Origin of the sequence: Flavobacterium fluviatile, from assembly GCF_010645065.1 — a bacterium.
GTDB classification, from domain to species: Bacteria; Bacteroidota; Bacteroidia; order Flavobacteriales; family Flavobacteriaceae; genus Flavobacterium; species Flavobacterium fluviatile.
Map to the genome: position 1 here is coordinate 1 of NZ_JAADZW010000018.1, position 14,363 is coordinate 14,363.

The following is a 14,363-nucleotide window of genomic DNA, read 5'->3' on the forward strand; positions in this document are numbered from 1 at the left end:
GCATTATTAAATATAAACCTTTTCTGCCTTTTATACAATTGTTTTGCTATATTTGGAACTCAACAAACGGAAGTTTTATCACAGACTGACGTTAGCCGTCAGTTTGGCGCGACAGCGGAGAATAAGAATATTGATAAAAGGAAAAATAAAATGAATCTTTTCAGTAAACTATTTAATAGCAACGAAAAACCAAATTTAAATTTATTGTTCGAGAATGAAAAGTTCAAAAAGTTCATTTCAAAAGCAGAAAACATATCGATTGGCTTTAGCGAAATAAATGTATTCAAATTAGAGCAAATTGAAAAAGAACAAATCGGATATAGCGTAACAGAAAATGGAAAATCATTAGTCGGAAATAAGAATGGAGATTGGAAAAAAAATTGGATTGTAATTGCGACTGACAATATGGATGATCCAATATTTGTAGATATTGAAAATCCGAATTTACCAGTTTTTATCTCTGAACACGGAAACGGAGAATGGGAAGAAAATTACATATCAATTTCAATTGAAAAATTTCTATCAATTTTAAGTGATTTAAAAGTTTTATCGTTCAACAGACAAAATCCAGTTGAAATCGAGAAAAATCCAATTTCACAAACTGAATTAGAATTGTTTTTAGCTAAAACTAAAAATGATAATAATTGGATGGATATTGAATATTGGAAAATATTTTTAGAAAATGATTAATAAAAAACCGAACGGCTAAATCGAGTAGACGGCTCCGCCAGTAACTGACGGAGTGCTCCTCTCACACCACCGAGCCCTTCGGCTTAGCTCAGGATAAACCAAGCGGGTCACGTACCCGGCGGTTCGAAAAGTGATGGGTTAAGTTCGATGTAAACATCCGTCAAGGATTGATAGCCTTTCTGTTTTAGTCGTTTCAAGGTAATGGTGGTACTTAAAACCGGACTCTGAGCAATTCCCAACCGCCTTTTCGGGTGCGACTAAAAGCATAGGCGTGGTCTGGGTCAACTCCTAATCGGATGAGATTTTTTCTCTTCCTTTCAGGCTTCTTCCAGTCGTGCCAGATGCAGTAACGCAGTCGGTTTCTGAGCCAGCCGTCTAAATCTCGTAGTTTGCCTGCGATATTCGTTCCCCGAAAATAGTTTAACCATCCTCGTTGCCAGACTTAAAAAAATGGTAAATTGGCAATTCGTAGATAAGGAGCTTTATTTACAAGCTATGGAAAGAAGCCCGATTAATGATTTGGAATTGAGAACATTATTAAATGCTAACTTAACAGAAGACATCAATAATAGAGAAATAATTTTTAAAGGAATCGAACAATCCTATTATTATGAAGGATATAAAAAGGAAGATGATGACGAATAATTTTCTCAATATCACTTAAAGAAAACGTAGAAAAGAACTTCAAAAAATTTGCTTCTTGTTAACTTTTAAGATAACTTTGCTGAATGAGCAGAGAAATCATATTTTATGAAAATCACTTTATTGAATTTTACCAACAACAAGATGGAAAGGTAAAAGAGAAAATAAAATACGTTCTTGAATTAATAAAACAGGTTGAAAAAGTTCCTGAAAAATTCCTAAAATACTTAACTGGTACAAATGGATTGTATGAAATTCGAATTGAATATCAATCAAATATTTACCGAATATTTTGCTGTTTTGACAAAGGAAAGTTGGTTATTCTTTTTAATGGTTTTCAAAAAAAGACACAAAAAACTCCAAAATGGAATTGGAAAAAGCTTTAGGTTTAATGAATGAATATTTTCAACAGAAAAACAAATAATTATGAAAGAATATAAAAACATAAAAACATTTGATCAACTTATTGAAGTTGAGCATGGAAAAATTGGAACCGAAAGTAGAAACACTTATGAAGAAAAAACTCAAATGTTTATAATCAGTGAAATGCTAAAAGAAGCAAGAAAAGAAGCGAAAATTACACAAGAAGAACTTGCTCAAAAAACTGGCACAAAGAAAAGTTACATTTCAAGAATTGAGAATGCAAAAGGAAATATTCAACTTTCTACATTGATTAGAATTTTCGAAATTGGGCTCAATAAAAGAATCGGGTTAACTTTCTTATAAAATTACAGCACCTAATCGAGTAGACGGCTCCGCCAGTAACTGATGGAGTGCACCTCTCACACCACCGAGCCATCCGGCTTAGTTCAGGATAAAACAAGCGGTCACGTATCCGGCGGTTCAAAGTTATGGGTTAATCTTAACCTGTCCTTATTTTAAACTTACCCACTTTTGGGAGAGTGTCTCCATAATTTTCTGAAACATCTGGACATTAATTGCAAGTTATACAAACAAAACAACATTAAGTTGGCAAGAAAACTCTACACAGCACTGCCAGAATAAAAAAACAAAAATCAATTTAAAAGATAAACTCATGGCAATTATCAATCCGCACATTAACTTCAACGGAAATGCTGAACCAGCATTCCACTTCTACAAATCAGTATTTGGTGGAGAATTCATCAAAATTATACGCTTCAAAGATATATCAGGCTCTGAATATCAAGTACCGGAAAATGAAGCAAATAAGATAATGTATATTGCGTTGCCTGTTGGTCCAAATCTTTTAATAGCGAATGACGTTCCGGAAAGTATGGGGAAAGTAAATGAAAATGAAAACAGATCTAAGATTTCTATAAGTGCAGAAAGCCGCGAAGAAGCCGACAAATTATTTATCGGACTTTCAGCAGGCGGAAATGTCGAAGTACATCCCGGAGATCATCCTGGCGATTCTTATTTTGCGATGTTTAGAGACAAATTCGGCATTGAATGGATAGTAGATTTTAACCAGAAAGTATAATGGAATGTATAAACTAACAAACGTATAAAGCGGTTGTGTTGGTAAAAAGCATCTAAAATCTTGCAAGTACAATTAAACAGAGTGTTAACTTCATGGAAGAAGGATTTCAAAAAGCAAAAGGGCGAAATAAAATTCTCATTCAGAAACGTTTGGGTGAAATTGAAATCGAACAAATCAAAAAACATAAAAACAGCCCCGAAATTGGGTTATGGCACATCAAAAAAAGAGATTTGGATTTTTTAGAATTCCTTCCAAAATTAAAGATTGTGGAATTGTACAGTGTGCATACAGTTAATTTTGACGCATTGGCCAGGATAGATACACTGGAAAGTCTTTTTTTGCATACTATCAAAAATCACGAAGATTTGTCGTTTATTAATCAGTTGACACAAATTAAAGAACTTGATTTACTGTATCTGCCCAAACTTGAAAAATTTCCTGATTTGAGCAACTGTAAAAATCTGAAACGATTAAGAATTTGGCAGTGCAAAAGGCTTACGGATATTCAGTCTCTAACTTTAATTCCGAATCTTGAAGAATTTGAAATCGCAGATACACCGCAAGCTCCCGATGATTTGGAATTTCTAATAAAAGCACCCAACATAAAATATATCTCAGGAGAGTTTGGAGGAACTAAAAAAAACAATCTGTTTGAAGAATTGCTTAAAAAGCATGGAAAAGAAAAATATGGATCAACAACCTGATAACTTTTATTTAAACAAAGCAGAGCCAAATAAGAGCTGTCTGCTTGCTTTGCGGAGTATTATACTGAATCAGGACGCCAATATTACCGAAACAAAGAAATGGGGAATGCCATGTTTTTGTTACAACAAAAAAATGTTCTGCTATTTATGGACAGATAAAAAAACAGACAAACCCTATCTTTTGATGGTTGAAGGAAAACACCTTGACCACCCGCAGTTAGAACAAGGCGACCGTACCAGAATGAAGATTTTCAGGGTTAATCCTGATGAGGATTTACCTGTAAAAACCATTGCAAACATCTTGCAGAATGCTTTGGACTTATACAGAACAGGAAAAATAAAAATCAAAGGATGAGCGATAAATTCAATATTTGCAGCGCTGGCAATGTACACTATTTAGAGCTTGTTTTTTAACTTTACCAAATTATACCAGCAGAACATTCTTCCTTTCAAGTTTTAAGCATATTATTTAATCAAAAACACTTAAATTTCATAACTTAGATTTCTTTTTTTAAAGCGATTTGTCATGACTAAGAAATCCATAGCCCGAAACTTTCTAAAACTCGCTGCTACAGGGCATTCTCACGAAGCATTTCGACTGTACGTCAGTCAAAATTTCAAACATCATAATGCTTATTTTAAAGGAGATGCCGACACTCTGATGCTGGCCATGGAAGAATCTGCAAGAACCAACCCAAATAAGGTTTTACAGATTCATCATGTTTTAAGAGATGGGGATTTGGTTGCAGTTCATTCGCATGTCAAACAAAATTCAGCAGATTCCGGTGTCGCTGTTGTTCATATTTTTCGATTTGAATCAGACAAAATTGTGGAACTTTGGGATTTAGGGCAGCCAATTCCTAAGAAAAGGATTAATGAAAACGGAATGTTTTAAACTAAATTTAAACATAGAAAGAATACACAGAATAAAAAAACATCAAAACAAAATCACCGTAATGACGCTAATTAGAATATCCTTTATATTTTCTTTGTTTTTTCTTCTGTCCAGCTGCAATTCATTCGCTCAAAAAAAAGGCTATACGAACCAAATTGACAGTTTAATTAAATTTGCCGAGCCTAAATTTAATGGTGTCGTTCTAATTACCCAAAAAGGGAAAAAATTATATTCTAAAGTTCATGGTTTTAGCAATTTTGAAACCAAAAAGCCATTAAAATCAAATACTCAATTCGAAATTATGTCGAACAGCAAACAAATTGCTGCAGTCCTGATTTTATTGGAAGTCGAAAGAGGTAAAATCAATCTGAATTCTCCAATAAAAAAATATCTGTCGGAACTTACCCAGCCCTGGGCAGATTCTGTTACCGTTCATCAGCTTCTAAATCATTCACACGGCATTATTGATTTGCAAAAACCTTTAGAATTTGAACCCGGAACGCAATTTAAATACGGAAATCTAAATTTTAGCCTGCTTGGAAAAATTGTAGAATTCAGCACCCAAAAAAATTATTCGGAAGTTGCAGATTCGCTTTTTAAGAAATTAAAAATGAACCATACTTTTTGTTACTCTAAAGATAAAAATCAAAATCTGGCAACAGGATATTACAATGCAAAAAATGTTCTGAATTCAGTTAATTCCAGTCAGATTAACTCCGAAAACTTAGGCGCAGACGGCATAATTTCAACTGCTGAAGATTTAGCTATCTGGAACAACAATCTCCATAAAGGAAAAATTCTAAAGCCTGAGTCGTACAAAATGATGACAACTAATACCATTTTGTCCCAACATAATTTCTTCGGAAAAGAAAAAGAAGGTTACGGCTACGGAATTAGAATTATCGAAAAAGATTCCATAAAATATCTGGGGCATACAGGACTTGGCGATGGATTTTCTTCTGTAAATTTGTATTTCCCCGAAAGTGATATAAGTTTCATTGTTTTAGAAAATCAGATGAATGAAGATTCTAATTTGTTTTATGCATCAGCATTCAAAATCAAAAATATTCTTTTGAAAAGCAATCTCTTCAATAAAAACTAATAAAAGATGGCTAAAAACAAAACTACAGAAACAGAAAGCAGCGTTGTTGATTTTATTAACTCCGTAGGAGATGAAGCAAAAAGAAAAGATGCTTTTGAACTTTTGGAAATAATGAAAAATGTGACTGGTTTTGAACCTAAAATGTGGGGACCAGGTATTATTGGTTTTGGAAATTATCATTACAAGTACGAAAGCGGCCATGAAGGCAACGCACCATTAGCCGGTTTTTCTCCCAGAAAAGATGCGATTTCACTTTACCTCAATTCTTCTTTCGAAAATAAAGAGGAACTGCTTTCTAAATTTGGGAAACACAAAGCCGGAAAAGGCTGTATTTATATCAAAAAATTAACTGATATTAATCTTGAAATTCTGAAAACCATGATTTCCACGTCCGTAAAAGAAATACAAAAATTATATCCGCCAATCTAAAAATAATCATGAACTTAACAATAATTCTTCTTTTACTGGTATTGATTTTCTATTTTTTATTCCATCCCAGATTCGGAAAAAGACCTTCTGGAGAAAGACTGTCCAGAATACAAAAATCACCTCAATATAAAAACGGAAAATTTGAAAATGAAAATTTCACTCCCGAACTTGCGGAAGGTTATGGCTATTATGATGTATTGACCAAATTTTTATTCAAGAAGGTTGCACGAAAAATCCCCACTGACATTATTCCTTCAGTAAAAACAAATTTAAAGGAACTTCCTTTGCATCAGGATGTTTTAGTCTGGTTTGGGCATTCGTCATATTATATACAGTTTGAAGGCAAACGGTTTTTGATTGATGCGGTTTTCAGCGGGAATGCCTCTCCTGTTTACGGAACCACAAAAGCGTTTAAAGGGACAGATATTTACACCTATGATGATATTCCTGAAATTGATTATTTGCTAATCACGCACGACCATTATGATCATTTAGATTATAAAACTATAATGGAACTGAAACCAAAAATAAAAAAAGTAATCACAGCTCTTGGCGTTGGTTCGCATTTTGAATTTTGGGGCTTTCCAACAGAAAACATTATCGAAAAAGACTGGCATGAAAAAGTAGAATTAGATCAAAATCTAACACTTTATACTGCCCCAGCGAGACATTTTTCCGGCAGAAGCATCAGGCGCTGTAATACACTCTGGACTTCTTTTATTTTAGAAACCAACGATTTCAAAATGTATCTGGGCGGCGACAGCGGTTACGATACTCACTTTGCGGCAATTGGCGATAAACATGGACCTTTTGACATTGTGCTTATTGATAATGGCCAATATAATCCGGCATGGAGATACATCCACAATTTGCCGGAAGATGTAATAAAAGCGATGAAAGACTTAAAAGCCAAAAGAGCGTTTCCGGTACATAATTCAAAATTTCCGTTGTCCCTACATTCCTGGGAGGAGCCTTTGATTAAAGTGACTGAATTGAATGCTGCTTCAGAAAATCCCGTTCCGTTGATTACACCGATGATTGGAGAGATCGTTGAACTGAAAAACGACAAACAGGAATTTAAACAATGGTGGAAAGGATTGAAATAATGAATTTTGTAAAATGTGAATGTCTAATTTGTCATTTTCGACCTTTTGGGAGACTCGAGTGATAGAGACAGACCAAGTAAATCACGCGCTCAACTCTAGAAAGATTAGCGACATACTAAACGGAGCTTCAAGTGTGATTTCTCCTTCGTCGAAATGACAAGACTGAACATAAACCTTAAAATAAAAATGAAACTAAAAATTATTTTTTTCGCACTTGCCTTTCTGGCTTCATTTCATATTTTTCCCCAAAATACCTACGTCTTTTTAGGATCTTATAATCGTGATAAAACAGCCGAATCAATTCAGGTTTACCAGTTGAATACTGAAAACGGAAATCTCAATAAAATAACCGGAGTGAAAAACATCATTAATCCGTCTTATTTAACGGTTTCTCCAAACGGAAAATATATTTATGCCTGTACGGATACGAAAACACCAAATGCAGGAAGTGTAAGCAGTTTTGCATTTAATCCAGAAAATAAAACCCTTACTTTTTTGAATAAGCAGTCAAGCGGAGGCGAAAATCCTGTTTATGTTTCGGTTCATAAAAATGGTAAATGGCTTGTAAATGCTAATTATACAGAAGGCAGCATATCGGTTCATCCGTTATTGGAAAACGGAACAATCGATTCGATTGCACAAAATTTTCAATATACCGACGGAAGTACTCATAAAGAAAGGCAAACCCGTTCCCATGTCCATTCGGCTATATTTTCGCCTGAATTTGATTATTTGTTTTTACCTGATTTAGGGGCGGATAAAATCAGATGTTATCAATTTGATAAAAAACAGTTAAAGCCTTTAACTGAAGCTAAAGTTCCGTTTACAAAAACCGATTTAGAAGCCGGACCGAGACATTTTTCTTTTCACCCCAATCAGAAATTTGGTTATTGTATTGAAGAAATGGCTGGCTTCATAAGCGTTTATCAATATAAATCCGGAAGTTTAACCAAGATCCAGCGCATCAATACTCATCCGGATAAAATTAAGGAAGGTTTTGAAAGTTCTGATCTTCATATTTCGCCGGATGGCAAATTTTTATATGCTGCTAATCGGGGTAAAGAAAATAATATTGCCATTTTTTCTATTGATAAAAAAGGATTTTTAAAGAACATAGGCTATCAATCGACTTTTGGAAATCATCCCCGGGTTTTTGCTGTCGATGAAACCGGAAAATTCCTGATAGTAACAAATGTCAATTAAGGAAATGTGATTGTTTTTAGAAGAAATCCAAAATCAGGATTGCTTAAAAAAGTAGGCAATGAAATTCAAATGGAAAATGTTTCCTGCGTTCAGATTAAAAAAATGTAATTTTATTCTCATTTTATCATCCAGAGAAACGAAGAAACTTTATAATCACATCAACAATCTAGAGTAACGAGTGTGATTTTTCCTTCGTCGAAATGACACACTTTGCAATTTAAATATAAAAAAATGGACAACTTATATTTCAATTTACAACCGGAAATTTTAGAAAACGAAATCACAAAATTAATTCCGTTACAGGAAAAACATTTTGAAGCATTATTTGAAGCTGCTTCCGACCCACTAATTTGGGAACAGAATCCTGTAAAAGACCGATATCAAAGACAAGGCTTTAAAACTTTTTTTGAAATCATAATTACAAAACATTCATTCCTAATTCTCGATAAACAAACCAACGAAATAATGGGAACGACTAGTTTTTACGATTACAATCCCGAAAAATCAAATATTGGAATTGGCTACACTTTTATTACAAGAAAATATTGGGGCGGTCCTTATAATAAATCAAATAAAAAATTATTGATCGATTATGCATTTCAACATGTTGATTCAGTACTTTTTCACGTTGGAGCAGAAAATTTCCGTTCACAAAAAGCCGTTTTAAAACTCGGTGCAGAAAAAATCAATGATGTGGTGTTTCAGATTAACGGAGTCGATGTGCCTTATTTTGAATACGAATTAAAAAAACAATAAACTATGAAAAGAATAACAGTCTTTTGCGGATCCAGTTTTGGTACTGAAGAAATTTACAAAGAACAGGCAGTTATACTTGGAAAAACATTAGCAGAACAAAATATAGAATTGGTTTATGGAGGAGCCAATGTTGGTCTTATGGGTGCCGTAGCCGATGGTGTTTTAAATAACGGCGGAAAAGCCATTGGCGTTTTGCCTAATTTTTTAAGATCGAAAGAAATTGCACATCTGGGTTTAACGGAACTTATTGTTGTAGAAAGCATGCATGAAAGAAAAACTAAAATGAACGATTTATGTGATGGGGTTATTGCGCTTCCGGGTGGTTTTGGTACGCTCGAAGAACTTTTCGAAATGGTTACCTGGGCCCAATTAGGACTTCATAAAAAGCCAATAGCTATTTTGAATATCAATGGATTTTATAATTCGCTCATACAACTGACTGAAACCATGGTCAGCAAAGGTTTATTAAAAGATGTAAATCAGCAGATGCTTTTAGTGAGTGATGACATTGATGATTTATTGGATAAAATGAAGAATTACAAAGCTCCTACAGTTGGAAAATGGATCGCGAAAGAGGAACTTTAATCAGTTTTGACACCCTGATTTTCTGTTTTTAACACAATTTCAGGAATAACTTTCTTATCTTGTGAGTCCAAAAAACTGAAAATCCGTTATCTAAAATGAAACATTTAAAAGCCCATTATTTTTTATTCGCCCTTATTTTATCTGTAAATTTCACAAATGCTCAGGATACTGATACCGGAAACTGGTTTATTTATTTTGGAAATCAGGCCATCAATAAAAAATGGAACTGGCATAACGAAGTACAGTACCGCAATTATAATTTTGCAGGAGATACTCAGCAGTTATTGCTAAGAACGGGAATTGGATACAATCTTACCGAAAACAATAATAATATTTTATTGGGTTACGGTTTTATCAATTCACAAAACTATATCCCAGGAACTGACGATAAAGCAGACAGTAATGAACACCGCATTTTTCAGCAATTTATAACACGCCAGAATTTTGGAAGGGTATATCTGCAGCACCGTTATCGTGTCGAAGAACGTTTTTTAAAAGATGATTTTCAAATGCGTTTTCGTTATTTCTTAGCTTTGAATGTTCCAATAAACAAGCCTAAAATGGAAGACAATGCCTTTTATTTTTCAGCTTATAATGAAATTTTTATAAACGCAGAATTGCCTGCTTTTGACAGAGACCGCGTTTATGGTGCATTAGGTTATGTAATCAATAAGAATTTCAGGGTTGAAGCAGGTTTTATGAGACAGATTCAGGAAAAAACAGGCAGAAACCAGTTTCAGATCGTAATTTTCAATAATATACCTTTTAGCAGCAGTAAATAACATTTCAAAATCCGTAAATATGGCAACAGTAAATAATAATTTTGCAAAAGCCGAAATGCTGATCAGAAAACCCGTTTCAGAAGTTTTTGAGGCTTTTATAAACCCTGAAATTACCAGCAAATTTTGGTTTACTAAAGGATCCGAAAAATTAGAAGAAGGGAAACCGGCTGAATGGACCTGGGAAATGTATGGTTTTTCGCTTACTGTTTTGACTAAACTAATAGAATTAGATAAACGAATTGTAATTGAATGGGGAAATAGTGGAGAAGAAACCCTTGTAGAATGGATTTTTAATCCCCTGGATGAAAAAGAAACTTTTGTAAGCGTTACCAATTCTAATTTTAAAGGCGATGCTGATAAAATACTTTCTGAAGTTCGAAATTCTACTGAAGGCTTCACATTGGTTTTAGCTGGAGCGAAAGCTTTTTTAGAGCATCAGATCCAGTTGAATTTAGTGTTAGACAGATTCCCGAAAGGTTTGAGTTAATCACCCAAAAATAATGTCATGGCAGCTATCCCTACTCCTAAACCTGCAAATATAGATGAATATATTGGCGGTTTCCCAAACGATGTTCAGGAAGTATTAGAAAATGTCCGAATGACAATCCGTAAGGCAGCTCCTTATGCTAAAGAAAAAATAAGTTACTCCATGCCCGCTTTTGAGCAAAACGGAATCGTGGTTTACTTTGCCGCATTTAAAAATCATATCGGGCTTTATGCATTGCCAAGTGGTCATGAAGAGTTTAAGGAAGCGCTTTCAAAATACAAATCGGGCAAAGGCTCTGTACAATTTCCGTTGAATCAGCCTATGCCGTTTGATTTAATTACAAAAATTGTAAAATTCAGAGTACAGGAAAATCTTGAAAAAGCAAAAAATAAATAATTAAAATATGAATTTGTCTGAACATTACAATTCGCTTTTCAAAACATCATCTGAGTTGATTTTATCTGAGAAATATTCTATAGATTCTAAAATTAATGATGATTCGGATAAACGATTCGGCATTACATTACTGATTCGACCAAACGAGGAAATAAGCAACAATATTCAGGAATTCTTAAAAGAGTTAAAAAAAGCAGAACCGGAACAGTATTATTATCCAAATTCTGATATTCATATAACTGTCCTGTCTATTATTTCGTGTGCTGAAGGTTTTAATCTTAATCAATTTTCTGCGTCAGAATATGTTGAAATCATTGAAAAAAGTCTGGTTGATGTAAATGAAATTGAAATTGAGTACCGGGGCGTTACGTTATCTCCGTCAGCAATAATGATTCAGGGATTTCCCTCAGATAATTCATTGAATATGCTGCGTGACAAACTGCGAGAAAATTTTAAAAATTCTTCCCTTCAACAAAGCATGGACAGCCGTTACACGGTAACTGCTGCACATTCTACCGTAATGCGGTTTCAAAAAAAATTACAAAGCCCAAAAAAGCTTATTGAAGTTGTAGAAAAATTCAGAAATCATAACTTTGGAAAATTCACAGTTGATAAAATTGAATTGGTGTATAACGACTGGTATCAGCGTGAAAGAAACACTATAAATTTGTGTGATCTTTATCTGAAATTTTTTTAGACGCAGCAACCTTAACCTTTTTTCAAAATATTCCCTAACCCTTTTCCAATCTGTTCAATCGCTTCGATACCTTTTGTTAACGGGGTTGCAGTAAAGTCTTCATAAGCATCCATTGCGCTCTCTTTTCGCCCATCCTGCGGGTAAACCAGAATAAGGTTATTATCATTAAAAGATTTTTCAAATTTTTGTGGCAATTTATCAAAGATAGACTGATAGGAAACAGATCCTTTTCTGGACAGATTAAATACAATCAAATCAGTCGGTTTAATTTCATCCGAAATAGCTTCAAAATCCTCCCAGTCCAAAATGCTTTTGAATGCCAGTTTTGTATTTAGTTTTAACTTATTCACTATCTGCTGAATTGCCTGATGTGTTTTATACTCCCCATAAATAACAATCTGACTACTCAATTCCTGCGATAATCTGCACATTTTCTGGATTAGGGGCGGAAAACCAATTCCTCTTTCAGAAAAAGGAGGACAAACAAAAACGAGTCTCCTGTCTTCTATAAATGGTTTTTGAAACCTGCAGATAAACAGGTTCTTGTCTACATTATTAATGATTGAGTCAACGTTTTCTCCAAAAATCTTATCAAGAAAGCCTGTTTTTCTTGGCCAGCCTATAATCACAATATCAGACATTATTTCCTTAGAGGTACGTGCAATTCCACTAGCCGGATTGTGATCTATTCGTGCAATTGTATTAATCTTAATTTCAGAAGCTGATCCCTGGATGACAAACTTATCAACTTCTTTTTTATATTTCAAAATATTGATTTCTGCCTGATCATTATTAGGAACAATCGTTAATAAAGTTACGGGATTGGCTGATTTTTTGTCTTTTATTAAAAGTGCGAAATCCAACAAAGGTTCAGTAGCTGAAGTTTTTGCCAGTGGAATTAAAATGTGTTCGTCCAGAATCAGATCTTTATTTGCATCTTGCGGAGAAACTTCTTCCTCACAGATGGCAATCTTTTTACCTGCTTTTTCAGTGGCAAAAGATGCTATAATACAAGTTATCAATATCAATATAATGGTTCCGTTTAATATATTTTCGTCCAGGATTTTTGCTTTAAAACCAACCAGAATAACAGCCAGGGTAGCTGCAGCATGCGCACTGCTTAATCCAAAAATTAACTGCCTTTCTGTTCTGGTATATTTAAAAGCAATCTGAGCAAAAAAGGCTGCAATCCATTTTCCAAAAATAGCCACCAGACTCAATGTTGCAGCAACAATAAGAGCTGTTGGTCCGCTTAAAATCACACTAATATCAACAAGCATACCTACAGAAATCAGGAAAAACGGAATAAACAACGCATTTCCTATAAACTCAATCCTGTTCATTAAAGCAGATGAATGAGGAATTAAAGGATTCAGTGCCAAACCTGCTACGAAGGCACCGATGATAGGCTCTACACCTGCAACTTCAGCTAAAAATGCGGCAAAGAAAACCACAGAAAGTACAAAAATATAATGGGCATGCTTTTCACTTTCCAGTTTTTTAAAAAACCATTTTGCCACTTTTGGAATGACCAAAAACATAATAGCTGAAAAGATAGCCAGCGAAATAGTTAATTTGATCCAGAAAGCCTGATTGAGATTTCCCTCATTGCTTCCCATGATGACGGCCAGAATAATCAAAACAGCGGTATCCGTCAGGATAGTTCCTCCTACTGTTATAGCAACCACCTGATTTTTAGCAATTCCTAATTTACTTACAATCGGATAAGCTACTAATGTGTGCGTTGCAAACATACTTGCCGTTAAAAAACTGGCGTTGAAATCGTACTGCAGTAAATAATAACAAACGGGAAACCCTATTGTCAAGGGAAAAATAAAAGTAAAAAAACCAAACAACAAGCTTTTGTTACGGTTGGCTTTAAACTCATTCATATCAAGCTCCAGACCTGCAATAAACATAATATACAGCAGCCCTATAGTTGAAAATAAATCAACTGCGGAGTTTTTTGCTAAAATATTGAGACCGTGTGGGCCAATTATTACACCCGAAATAATTAAACCGATAATTCCAGGAATATTAATTTTTTTAAGCAAAATAGGGCTTAACAAAATGATGAAAAGTATTAACGAAAAAATTAATACCGGGTTGCTAAGCGGTAGTTCAAATTCTTGTATAAAATGCCTGAAAAATTCAATCATACTGTAAATTTAGCTGCTAAGTTTTTTTATTGATTTTTAACCCAAATCAAATATTCAAAGTTGCCTTTGTTCAATTATCAAAAAACTAAAAATCCAGTTTTTCAGATAAAGTCTGAGTACAAAAATACCTAAAAAGGGCTGAACTTTTCATCAAAGTTATATATTAAGTAATTAATTTTATTTCCTTGACGAATTATTATTATTTAATATATTTTTCAGTATAAACCGCAATATTAACAAATAAAAAAGAAGCTTCATTGCGTTATTC

General features: G+C 34.0%; 19 protein-coding genes and 1 pseudogene. 18 read left to right on the forward strand and 2 right to left on the reverse strand.

Annotation, left to right across the window (positions count from 1 at the left end; genetic code table 11):
• A partial coding sequence (locus tag GXM17_RS15960) for a hypothetical protein (protein WP_208796456.1) occupies nucleotides 1-690 on the forward strand: 690 nt, incomplete at its 5' end.
• 211 nt (nucleotides 691-901) lie between these two features.
• Here GXM17_RS15960 and GXM17_RS22005 read toward each other — a convergent pair.
• Nucleotides 902-1,090, reverse strand: coding sequence for a hypothetical protein (locus GXM17_RS22005; protein ID WP_425280023.1), 189 nt, complete (start codon nucleotides 1,088-1,090; stop codon nucleotides 902-904).
• Between the two features lie 26 nt (nucleotides 1,091-1,116).
• Between GXM17_RS22005 and GXM17_RS15970 the strand changes: the two are divergent.
• The 17 genes and pseudogenes from GXM17_RS15970 to GXM17_RS16050 all read left to right on the forward strand — a co-directional run.
• A pseudogene (locus GXM17_RS15970) lies at nucleotides 1,117-1,335 on the forward strand (hypothetical protein); the annotation flags it as partial.
• A gap of 83 nt (nucleotides 1,336-1,418) precedes the next feature.
• Nucleotides 1,419-1,718: a type II toxin-antitoxin system RelE/ParE family toxin gene (locus GXM17_RS15975; RefSeq protein ID WP_341872909.1), complete on the forward strand. Its 300-nt coding sequence runs from the start codon at nucleotides 1,419-1,421 to the stop codon at nucleotides 1,716-1,718.
• Between the two features lie 40 nt (nucleotides 1,719-1,758).
• Entirely contained in the window at nucleotides 1,759-2,058 is a 300-nt protein-coding gene (locus tag GXM17_RS15980) for a helix-turn-helix domain-containing protein (protein ID WP_163400324.1), read from the forward strand.
• Between the two features lie 310 nt (nucleotides 2,059-2,368).
• On the forward strand, nucleotides 2,369-2,794 hold the full coding sequence (locus GXM17_RS15985; RefSeq protein WP_163400325.1) for a VOC family protein: 426 nt from the start codon (nucleotides 2,369-2,371) through the stop codon (nucleotides 2,792-2,794).
• 92 nt (nucleotides 2,795-2,886) lie between these two features.
• Nucleotides 2,887-3,498, forward strand: coding sequence for a leucine-rich repeat domain-containing protein (locus tag GXM17_RS15990; protein WP_163400326.1), 612 nt, complete (start codon nucleotides 2,887-2,889; stop codon nucleotides 3,496-3,498).
• On the forward strand, nucleotides 3,467-3,853 hold the full coding sequence (locus GXM17_RS15995) for a DUF1801 domain-containing protein (protein WP_244307417.1): 387 nt from the start codon (nucleotides 3,467-3,469) through the stop codon (nucleotides 3,851-3,853). The genes GXM17_RS15990 and GXM17_RS15995 overlap by 32 nt, the downstream gene beginning before the upstream one ends.
• Nucleotides 3,854-4,024: 171 nt before the next feature.
• On the forward strand, nucleotides 4,025-4,393 hold the full coding sequence (locus GXM17_RS16000) for a nuclear transport factor 2 family protein (protein ID WP_163400327.1): 369 nt from the start codon (nucleotides 4,025-4,027) through the stop codon (nucleotides 4,391-4,393).
• Between the two features lie 61 nt (nucleotides 4,394-4,454).
• Nucleotides 4,455-5,495, forward strand: a complete 1,041-nt coding sequence (locus GXM17_RS16005; RefSeq protein WP_163400328.1) for a serine hydrolase domain-containing protein — start codon at nucleotides 4,455-4,457, stop codon at nucleotides 5,493-5,495.
• Nucleotides 5,496-5,501: 6 nt separating this feature from the next.
• Nucleotides 5,502-5,924: a DUF1801 domain-containing protein gene (locus GXM17_RS16010; protein ID WP_163400329.1), complete on the forward strand. Its 423-nt coding sequence runs from the start codon at nucleotides 5,502-5,504 to the stop codon at nucleotides 5,922-5,924.
• 8 nt (nucleotides 5,925-5,932) lie between these two features.
• A complete protein-coding gene (locus GXM17_RS16015; protein WP_163400331.1) occupies nucleotides 5,933-7,030 on the forward strand; it encodes an MBL fold metallo-hydrolase in 1,098 nt (365 codons plus the stop codon).
• A 186-nt stretch (nucleotides 7,031-7,216) separates the two neighbouring features.
• A complete protein-coding gene (locus GXM17_RS16020; RefSeq protein ID WP_244307418.1) occupies nucleotides 7,217-8,233 on the forward strand; it encodes a lactonase family protein in 1,017 nt (338 codons plus the stop codon).
• Between the two features lie 231 nt (nucleotides 8,234-8,464).
• Nucleotides 8,465-8,989 (forward strand): GNAT family N-acetyltransferase, encoded by a 525-nt coding sequence (locus GXM17_RS16025; RefSeq protein ID WP_163400333.1) that lies wholly within the window; start codon nucleotides 8,465-8,467, stop codon nucleotides 8,987-8,989.
• A 3-nt stretch (nucleotides 8,990-8,992) separates the two neighbouring features.
• Nucleotides 8,993-9,574, forward strand: coding sequence for an LOG family protein (locus GXM17_RS16030; protein ID WP_163400335.1), 582 nt, complete (start codon nucleotides 8,993-8,995; stop codon nucleotides 9,572-9,574).
• Between the two features lie 95 nt (nucleotides 9,575-9,669).
• The gene (locus tag GXM17_RS16035) at nucleotides 9,670-10,356 is read left to right on the forward strand and encodes a DUF2490 domain-containing protein (RefSeq protein ID WP_163400336.1); all 687 of its coding nucleotides are present in this window, start codon (nucleotides 9,670-9,672) and stop codon (nucleotides 10,354-10,356) included.
• Between the two features lie 19 nt (nucleotides 10,357-10,375).
• Nucleotides 10,376-10,843 (forward strand): SRPBCC family protein, encoded by a 468-nt coding sequence (locus tag GXM17_RS16040; protein WP_163400337.1) that lies wholly within the window; start codon nucleotides 10,376-10,378, stop codon nucleotides 10,841-10,843.
• A gap of 18 nt (nucleotides 10,844-10,861) precedes the next feature.
• A complete protein-coding gene (locus tag GXM17_RS16045; protein WP_163400339.1) occupies nucleotides 10,862-11,239 on the forward strand; it encodes an iron chaperone in 378 nt (125 codons plus the stop codon).
• A 7-nt stretch (nucleotides 11,240-11,246) separates the two neighbouring features.
• Nucleotides 11,247-11,936, forward strand: coding sequence for a 2'-5' RNA ligase family protein (locus GXM17_RS16050; protein ID WP_163400341.1), 690 nt, complete (start codon nucleotides 11,247-11,249; stop codon nucleotides 11,934-11,936).
• Nucleotides 11,937-11,947: 11 nt separating this feature from the next.
• Here GXM17_RS16050 and GXM17_RS16055 read toward each other — a convergent pair whose 3' ends face one another.
• The gene (locus GXM17_RS16055; RefSeq protein WP_163400343.1) at nucleotides 11,948-14,095 is read right to left on the reverse strand and encodes a cation:proton antiporter; all 2,148 of its coding nucleotides are present in this window, start codon (nucleotides 14,093-14,095) and stop codon (nucleotides 11,948-11,950) included.
• Nucleotides 14,096-14,363: the final 268 nt, after the last annotated feature.